Genomic DNA, 8,352 nt, shown 5'->3' with positions numbered 1-8,352 from the left:
CAAGAGCCCTTGGTTACTTGGGGCTTTTCCAAGTGACTCGCTGTAAGAGCGAAACCACAGGTGGCCGTTACCGCAGGAATGGATATGTACACCTGAACGAGAATGGTCAGCTGTTAGGCCGTCATCGCTGCGATGCGGCGACCCGACAAGCCAGCTCCCACAGTGGATCGGGTAAAGTCGAGAGAGATTAGTCGGATGCCAGGCCGCCTTCGCCGGCAAGCCTGGCTCCTACAAGGATGGTTTTTCAGTCGCCGTGAGGGCGGAAGTTAACCCGCCAGGCCGACAAACATATCCTGCACGTCGTCATGGTTATCGAGGCCTTCGAGGAACGCTTCGACCTCAGCCATCTGCTCATCGCTCAGGCCGCTGACCGGGTTCTTCGGCTGGTAGCCCAGCTTGGCCGACAACACGGTGAAACCTTGCTCAGGCAGGGCTTTCTGTACCGCGTCCAGGTCCGTAGGTTCAGTCAGGAACAGCGTCGCGCCGTCTTCCCCCGGCTCGAAATCCTGGGCACCGGCTTCGATCGCGGCCATTTCCGGATCCGCATCCGGGGTGTCCGGCGAGGCCTCGATCATGCCCACGTGGTTGAAGTCCCAGGCCACCGAACCGGAAGCGCCCAGTTGGCCCTTGCGGAAAGCCACACGGATTTCAGCGACGGTACGGTTGATATTATCCGTCACGCACTCAACGATCAGCGGCACCTGGTGCGGCGCGAAGCCTTCATAGGTGACGCGATGGTATTGCACGGTTTCGCCCAGCAGACCGGCGCCTTTCTTGATGGCGCGATCCAGGGTTTCCTTGGGCATCGAGGCCTTTTTCGCCTGTTCGACCACCAGACGCAGGTGTGCGTTGGTGGCGGTATCGGCACCGTTGCGCGCAGCAATGGTGATTTCCTTCACCAGTTTGCCGAAGATCTTGCCCTTGGCGTTGGCTGCCGCTTCTTTGTGTTTAACCTTCCACTGTGCGCCCATTACTCACTCTCTTGTCTATGGCGCCGAAACATCTATTGGCCGACGCATGCCGCCAAGTTTATACGGCCTAAAGTTGGCAATCGACCAAAAAATCTCAGGCTCATCCACGGATCGAAATCTTTACCGATGGTTGTAGGGCGATTCTGAAATTTCAGTTGGCGATGTCCACAAGGCACGCGGGTTTCGTACTCTCTGCGGCCATACTCCATGGCAGAAGCGCGTCCGATGCACAACGACAAGGAAAGTCCCTTCACCCTGACACTCCTCGACGACCACCTGAGTTTGCAAATAGTGCAGTTCAGTGGGCACGAGGCCCTCAACCAACCCTATCGATTCGATATCGAAGTGATCGGCCTGGCACCGGCCCTCAACCTTGAACGGCTGTTGCAACAACAGGCACTGCTCGACCTTGGGCAAGGCCAGGGCATCCATGGCGTGCTGCACAGCGCCAGCTGCGAACATCGAGGGCGCGGCCGGGTCGGTTATAAACTGGTCCTGGTGCCCGCCCTTCAAGCGCTGGATCGATACAGATCGCGGCGGGTCTTCCAGCGCCTCAGCGTGCCCATGATCCTGCTCCAGCTGCTGGAGGAACATGACTTGCACGCCGACAGCTATCGCCTGGAACTGGCAGACGGGCACTATCCCCTGCGGCCCTTTTGCATCCAGTACGAGGAAACCGACCTGGCCTTGCTGCAGCGCCTGTGCGAGGAGGAAGGCATTCACTATCACTTCGAACACTCGCGCCACGGGCATGTGCTGGTATTGGCCGACGACAACATGAGTTTTCCCCAAGAGCCGCTGCTGATGCCTTTCCACTGCGATGAATCGGTCGAAAGCACCGCACCTGTGATCAGCGAGCTGTTCCAGCGCCATGACTCACAAGCCGTTTACCCACGAGTGGAGGCGAAAAATCGCGGTATCCAGGTCGATGAAGCCGCGGCCAATCACGCCTTTTCCCACACGCCCCGCCCGCCCCAGGAGCAGCGCCACCGGGATCAACTCGAACGCCGCGATCTGCAGCGTATGCGTTGCCAGCAACTGCAGCTTCACGGCCAAAGTAATCAGTGCCTGTTACGCAGCGCACGCATCGTGCAGGTGGCCGACCATCCCGTGCCGGGGTTCAACGACCAGTGGCTGATCTGCCAGGCGCGGCATCAAGGTCAGCAGGGTTCGATCCTGTCTGAGGACAGCATTGCCCGGCGCTATCGCAATCAGTTCACGGCCATTCCGTGGTCGACAATATTTCGCCCACCCCTGGACCAGGCCAGGCCGCGCATCCCCGGTTTCCAGCCTGCCCGGGTCTGTGGCCTGGCCGGGCAGCAGGCGAAACAGGATGATCAAGGTCGCCTGCAAGTGAGTGTGTGGCCCGATACGAATGTCGATCCCGAGGCGGCCACAGGGCTGTGGCTACCCGTCGCGATGGCAATGCCCCAGGCCCCAGGGCAAGAGATTTCGCTGCCTACGGCGGGCAGCGATGGCTGGGTCAGTTTTCTCGACAGCGACCCGGACCGTCCGGTGTTCTGCGCCAGCAGTGGACAGCGTCGCCGCCCGCCAGCGGTGCGCGCCGACACCCCACGCAGTGACACTCGCCTGCTGCTCGACTGGTTGATCAGTCGTACCGACCCCGCGCCTTGAGCATCAGCCGCGGTTGCCGGATCGGTCAGGTACGCAGGGGTTTGATGATCATCGCCTGGTTCGGTACGCAGGCATGCTGGGTACCCTGGCTCCCGGGGCGGCTGTTCCAGTGCGGGATCAGCACCAGGGCAGAGAACATCGCGCAGCCGGCAAAGACGATGAAGACGGTCACGGTGTCGAAATAGCCTGGCAGCAATCCGCCGAGAATCGCCCCGATCGAACCGCAACCGTTGACGAAACCGGCCGCCGTGGCGCCGGCCTTGGCGGTGCCGAAATCGATGGCGGCCGCACCGCTGATCATTGAGTCAGGTCCGTAGAGCGTCAGGCCCATGACGAACAGCAGGGCCACCACCAGCACCACGCTACCGCTGTGCAGTGCACCCATGAAAAACGCCAGGGACAGGGTCAGTGCCAACAGGCTGAGCACGCAGGCCGGCATGCGCCGGGCGCCGAACAGCTTGTCCGAGGCCAGGCCGATCAGGATCGGGCCGAGCAAGCCGGCCAGTTCGAATGCGGTGGGAATGATCGCTGCGCCGACCTTGCCCACCGAGGGCATCTGTTCGAAAACGATCACCGGGCCCCAGAGCAGAATCGCGTAGCGCGCCGGTTTCAACATGAAGTAAGCGAGGCCGAGAATCAGCACGGTGCGGTTGCGCAGGATTTCCTTTAACGGCTCCAGCACGCTGATTTTGCTTTGGGCATAGGCCTCTTCAACGCTCAGTTCGGGTTGAGGCTCCACGGCTGGCAAGCCCACATCTTCAGGTTTGTTGCGTTGGAAAATAAAAAACAGCACGGCGACCAGCCCAACCACCGCCGCGCTGGAAATAAACGCCGCATGCCAGCTGCCGATCAGCGTATAGGCCCACCAACCGGCAAATGGCGATGCCACCAGGCCGCCGAAGGCGTAGCAGGAACTCCACAATCCCAATACCTGCCCGCGCTGTTGGGCGGGAAAGAAGCTGCCGAGGTTCTTGCACAACCCCGACCAACCGGTGGACTGCGCCAGGCCTTGAATCAGCATGCAGGTGGCGAAGATTGGCAAGGTGGCGAAACTGCCCATCACCAGCGCCGCCGCCGCAGAAATCAGCAAGCCACCCAGCACCACCACCCGCGGCCCGAAGCGGTCGGCCAGGATGCCCCAGGTGAATTGGCCGATGGCGTAGGCGGTCAGGTAAATCGCGTCGAGGTTGGCCATGGCCATCTTGTCGAGCATGAAGGTCGGATCTTCGCCGATGCCGAGCTTGGCCACGGAAAACGCTTTGCGGGTGAAATAGAACGCGGCGTAGGCGAGCCAGGTGATCGCGAAGATCTGCACGCGCCAACGCTTGAGGGTGCCGAAATGCTTGTTCATTGTGGTTCTGACCTCAGGGTCTGAGTGTGCCGGCAGATTTGAAAAACGCCTGTGTTTTTATTGTTGAGCACAGCGCAATCACCTTGTCCCTGTAGGCGATTGCGGTCAGATGAGTCCTGTGGTTACACGTACAGGCTCATGGCAACCGCGCTGTTCGACTGAGCAGTCACGGAGCCTGAGGTGGATAGAAACAATTAATGTTTAATAAGTGAAATCGATTTATCGTATTTCCAAAATAAGCACTGCTTGTTACTGGAGATGCCCATGTCGGTTTCCCACGCCCAACTCAAAGCTTTCCACGCCGTGGCCGTGCATGGAAGCTTCACCAAAGCCGCCGAGCGGTTGTTTCTCACCCAGCCAGCGATTTCCGACCAAGTGCGCAAACTCGAAGAGCGCTACGGTGTGCTGCTGTTCCATCGCAACAAACGCTCGGTACGCCTCACCGACCTGGGCGAGCGCTTGCTGAGCGTCACCCAGAAACTGTTCGTGATCGAAGCCGAGGCCCAGGAATTGCTGCAGTATTCCCAGGCGTTGCAGACCGGCAGCCTGATTCTGGCGGTGGATGCGCCGGTGCACGTGCTGCCACAGATCGCCCGGTTCTGCGAACGCTACCCCGGCATCAGCGTGAAGATCGAAACCGGCAACACGGATGAGTCGCTGTTCCGACTGTTCAACTATCAGGCCGACCTGGCGTTGCTCGGCCGCGAGGTGAGCGACGAACGATTGATCTCGCTGCCACTGCGCAATGACCCGATGGTGGCGTTCGTGTCGCGCAATCATCCGTGGGCGGATCGCCAATCCATCACCCTCGCGGACCTGGACGACACGCCGCTGGTGTTGCGGGAAATCGGTTCGGTGACCCGCCAGACCCTGGAAGAAGAAATGGCCGGCGCCGGCTTCCGCATTCGCCCGGCGATCGAGGTTGAAGGCCGGGAAGCGGCGCGTGAGGCGGTGGTGGTGGGGATCGGGATTGGCGTGGTGTCGGCGGCTGAATTCGGCGCCGACTCGCGGGTGTGCGCGTTGCCGATCACCGATTGCAAACGGCGGCTGACGGAAACGCTGGTGTGCTTGCGCGAGCAGAGCTCGCGGCGGATTGTGGCGACGTTTCTGGAAATGGTGCGCGAGAGTCTTGCGTAAGCAGGTCCGGCCCCATCGCCAGCAGGCTGGCTCCCACAGTGGTGGTAAGTCGTCCCTGGGGCCGAATGCAAACCCCTTGTGGGAGCCAGCCTGCTGGCGATGCGGGCAACTCAGTCTAAGAGGTGGGTGCCAAGCCGAAAAACGCCTGGATCAAGCGCAAATCCCGCCGCCGCTCCATGCACCCCATCATGTGCCGGTTGACCAATCCCTCGCCAATGATCGGCACCGCCGTCACCCGCGGGTCATGGCTGACCTCCACCGACGACACCACACCCACCCCCAACTCGGCAGCGACCGCCTCGGTTACCGCTTCCCGGCTGTCCAGCTCCAGCAACACCCGCGGATTGACCTTCGCCTGGACGCAGGCGTCATCGAAGGTGCGTCGGGTGATCGAACTCGGTTCACGCAACACCATGATCACCTGGTCCAGTTCCTTGAGCGGCACCCCTTTGGTCCGCCGCGCCCAGGGATGTCCTTCGGGCACCAGCGCGCAAATCCGTGATTCACTCAGGGCTTGCAAGTGCAGGCCCTTGCGCGGCTCGATCTCGGTCAACACCGCCACGTCGGCATGCTCGGACAACAGCGCCGCCAGAGTTTCCTGGGCATTGCCCAGGCGCAGGTTCACGGTGATCCCCGGATAACGCGCACGCAGGCTCGCGAGCATCGGCATGACCATGTGCGGGCCGTCCGCCGCCACCTCCAGGCGCCCGGTCAGTAACTGCCGGTTGGCTTCCAGCATCGCTTGCGCCTCCTCGGCCAGGCCGAACATCGCCCGGGTGATCGACGCAAGCTTGGTGCCCTCCTCCGTCAGCTCCACCCGGCGGGCGGTGCGGCGCAACAGGGTGATCTGGTAGTGCTCCTCCAGCGCCTTGATGTGCCCGGTGACCGCTGGTTGGCTGATGAACAGTCGAGCAGCGGCGCGGGTGAAACTGCCCTCACGAGCCACGGCATCGAAAGCGCGGAGCTGAAACAGGTTCATGAATAACTCTCACTGATGGCTGGCATAACAACAAACAATTTGATTGATAACTCGGCAAATTGCAAGTTAAGCCCCGTAGCTTCATCCCATCGATTGCGAGGACACGAGAATGAGTACTGCCGCCCCCATCCTGCTCACCCCCGGCCCGTTGACTACTTCGGCCCGCACCCGCCAGGCGATGATGGTTGACTGGGGTTCATGGGATGACCGTTTCAACCAGCTGACCGCCGGCCTCTGCGAACAACTGCTGGCGATCATCAACGGCGCGGCCACCCACCACTGCGTGCCCCTGCAAGGCAGCGGCACCTTCGCCGTCGAAGCGGCGATCGGCACGCTGGTGCCACGCGACGGCAAGGTCCTGGTGCTGATCAACGGCGCCTACGGCAAGCGCCTGGCGAAGATCTGCGACGTGCTGGGGCGCTCGTTCAGCACGTTCGAAACCGCCGAAGACGAACCGACTACCGCTGCTGACGTCGACCGTCTGCTGCGGGCCGATGATGGCATCACCCACGTTGCACTGATTCACTGCGAAACCAGCACCGGCATCCTCAATCCGCTGCCGGAAATCGCCCAGGTGGTCGCGCAGCACGGCAAACGCCTGATCATCGATGCCATGAGCTCCTTCGGCGCGCTGCCGGTGGACGCCCAACAGGTGCCGTTCGATGCGCTGATCGCCGCTTCCGGCAAGTGCCTGGAAGGCGTGCCGGGCATGGGTTTCGTTTTCGCTCGCAAAGAATCCCTGGCCAACGCCGCCGGCAACTCGCACTCCCTGGCGATGGACCTGCACGACCAGCACACCTACATGGCCAAGACCGGGCAATGGCGCTTCACACCGCCGACCCACGTGGTCGCCGCGCTGCACGAAGCCCTGCTGCAATACAACGAAGAAGGCGGCCTGCCCGCCCGGCACCAGCGCTATGCCGCCAACTGCCAGGCCCTGATGGAAGAGATGGCCAACCTTGGCCTGCGCAGCTTCCTGCCAGCCGCCATCCAGGCGCCGATCATCGCCACGTTCCATGCTCCGAAAGATCCGCGTTATCAGTTCAAGGAGTTCTACGAGCGGGTCAAGGCCAAGGGTTACATCCTCTACCCCGGCAAGCTGACCCAGGTCGAGACGTTCCGCGTCGGCTGCATCGGCCATGTGCAACCTTCGGAAATGCGCGAAGCGGTGGCGGCGATTGCCGAAGTGCTTCGCGAGATGGAAGTACTCGAAATCTGAATCGCCTCCAATCCTTGTGGGAGCGGGCTTGCCCGCGATAGCGGTCTGACATTCACCATTGATGTCGACTGACAGGCCCCCATCGCGGGCAAGCCCGCTCCCACAGGAACGCCGAACTCTCGAATAGCTCGTTCTCATAGGAATTTGATCACCATGAACTACACCACCCCAACCAAACTGCAAGCCGCCATCCTCGACTGGGCCGGCACTGTGGTCGATTTCGGCTCGTTCGCGCCGACGCAGATTTTCGTCGAGGCCTTCGCCGAGTTCGACGTCCAGGTCTCCATCGAAGAGGCCCGTGGCCCGATGGGCATGGGCAAGTGGGACCACATCCGCACCCTGTGCGACCAGCCGCAAGTCGCCGAGCGCTATCGCAAGGTGTTCGGCCGTACGCCGACCGACGATGACGTCACCGCCATCTACCAGCGCTTCATGCCACTGCAGATCGAGAAAATCGCCGAACACTCTGCGCTGATTCCCGGCGCCCTGGACACCATCGCCAACCTGCGTCAGCAGGGGATCAAGATCGGCTCCTGCTCCGGTTACCCGAAACAGGTCATGGACAAAGTCGTCGAGCTGGCCGCCACCAACGGCTACGTGGCCGACCACGTGGTCGCCACCGACGAAGTGCCGAACGGCCGCCCATGGCCCGCCCAGGCATTGGCCAACGTGATCGCCCTGGGCATCGACGATGTTGCCGCCTGCGTGAAGATCGACGACACCGTGCCGGGCATTCTCGAAGGCCGTCGTGCCGGCATGTGGACCGTGGCGCTGATCTGCTCGGGCAACGCGCTGGGCCTGGACTACGAAGGCTATCGCGCCCTGGACAGCGACACCCTGGACAGCGAGCGCAAGCGCATTCACGCGCTGTTCGAAGGCTCGCGCCCGCACTACATGATCGACACCATCACCGACTTGCCGCAAGTGATTGCCGACATCAACCAGCGCCTGGCCAAAGGCGAGATGCCGCAAAGCAATTGATATAAACGCGCATCGCCCTTTGTAGGAGCTGCCGAAGGCTGCGATCTTTTGATCTTGAAAAAATCAAAAGATCGCAGCC

The 8,352-nt window shown here is 61.6% G+C and carries 7 protein-coding genes; 4 read left to right on the top strand and 3 right to left on the bottom strand.

All coding sequences use genetic code 11. The features are described 5' to 3' along the window. Positions 1–266 precede the first annotated feature (266 nt). Positions 267–971, bottom strand: coding sequence for a YebC/PmpR family DNA-binding transcriptional regulator (locus PMI35_RS06775; protein ID WP_008063883.1), 705 nt, complete (start codon positions 969–971; stop codon positions 267–269). Between the two features lie 225 nt (positions 972–1,196). On the opposite strand from PMI35_RS06775, the gene PMI35_RS06780 reads away from it, so the two are divergent. Continuing rightward, a complete protein-coding gene (locus PMI35_RS06780) occupies positions 1,197–2,606 on the top strand; it encodes a type VI secretion system Vgr family protein (protein WP_008063881.1) in 1,410 nt (469 codons plus the stop codon). A 25-nt stretch (positions 2,607–2,631) separates the two neighbouring features. Here PMI35_RS06780 and PMI35_RS06785 read toward each other — a convergent pair whose 3' ends face one another. Next, positions 2,632–3,957, bottom strand: coding sequence for an MFS transporter (locus PMI35_RS06785; RefSeq protein WP_008063879.1), 1,326 nt, complete (start codon positions 3,955–3,957; stop codon positions 2,632–2,634). A 264-nt stretch (positions 3,958–4,221) separates the two neighbouring features. Between PMI35_RS06785 and PMI35_RS06790 the strand changes: the two genes are divergently transcribed. Further along, a complete protein-coding gene (locus PMI35_RS06790; protein ID WP_008063877.1) occupies positions 4,222–5,094 on the top strand; it encodes a LysR family transcriptional regulator in 873 nt (290 codons plus the stop codon). Positions 5,095–5,209: 115 nt separating this feature from the next. On the opposite strand, the gene PMI35_RS06795 is transcribed toward PMI35_RS06790, so the two are convergent. Further along, the gene (locus PMI35_RS06795) at positions 5,210–6,073 is read right to left on the bottom strand and encodes a LysR substrate-binding domain-containing protein (RefSeq protein WP_008063875.1); all 864 of its coding nucleotides are present in this window, start codon (positions 6,071–6,073) and stop codon (positions 5,210–5,212) included. Positions 6,074–6,182: 109 nt separating this feature from the next. On the opposite strand from PMI35_RS06795, the gene PMI35_RS06800 reads away from it, so the two are divergent. Then, on the top strand, positions 6,183–7,292 hold the full coding sequence (locus PMI35_RS06800) for a 2-aminoethylphosphonate--pyruvate transaminase (protein ID WP_008063864.1): 1,110 nt from the start codon (positions 6,183–6,185) through the stop codon (positions 7,290–7,292). A 153-nt stretch (positions 7,293–7,445) separates the two neighbouring features. Beyond that, positions 7,446–8,273, top strand: a complete 828-nt coding sequence (phnX, locus tag PMI35_RS06805; RefSeq protein ID WP_008063862.1) for a phosphonoacetaldehyde hydrolase — start codon at positions 7,446–7,448, stop codon at positions 8,271–8,273. Positions 8,274–8,352 lie beyond the last annotated feature (79 nt).

Origin of the sequence: Pseudomonas sp. GM78, from assembly GCF_000282475.1 — a bacterium.
Lineage (GTDB): Bacteria > Pseudomonadota > Gammaproteobacteria > Pseudomonadales > Pseudomonadaceae > Aquipseudomonas.
This window is presented reverse-complemented; position numbering and strand designations above follow the sequence as displayed.

What these genes read in the sequence shown, in the direction of transcription:
- PMI35_RS06775 (WP_008063883.1), bottom strand. Translation starts at nt 971, where the DNA reads ATGGGCGCACAGTGGAAGGTTAAACACAAAGAAGCGGCAGCCAACGCC.
- PMI35_RS06780 (WP_008063881.1), top strand. Translation starts at nt 1,197, where the DNA reads ATGCACAACGACAAGGAAAGTCCCTTCACCCTGACACTCCTCGACGAC.
- PMI35_RS06785 (WP_008063879.1), bottom strand. Translation starts at nt 3,957, where the DNA reads ATGAACAAGCATTTCGGCACCCTCAAGCGTTGGCGCGTGCAGATCTTC.
- PMI35_RS06790 (WP_008063877.1), top strand. Translation starts at nt 4,222, where the DNA reads ATGTCGGTTTCCCACGCCCAACTCAAAGCTTTCCACGCCGTGGCCGTG.
- PMI35_RS06795 (WP_008063875.1), bottom strand. Translation starts at nt 6,073, where the DNA reads ATGAACCTGTTTCAGCTCCGCGCTTTCGATGCCGTGGCTCGTGAGGGC.
- PMI35_RS06800 (WP_008063864.1), top strand. Translation starts at nt 6,183, where the DNA reads ATGAGTACTGCCGCCCCCATCCTGCTCACCCCCGGCCCGTTGACTACT.
- phnX (WP_008063862.1), top strand. Translation starts at nt 7,446, where the DNA reads ATGAACTACACCACCCCAACCAAACTGCAAGCCGCCATCCTCGACTGG.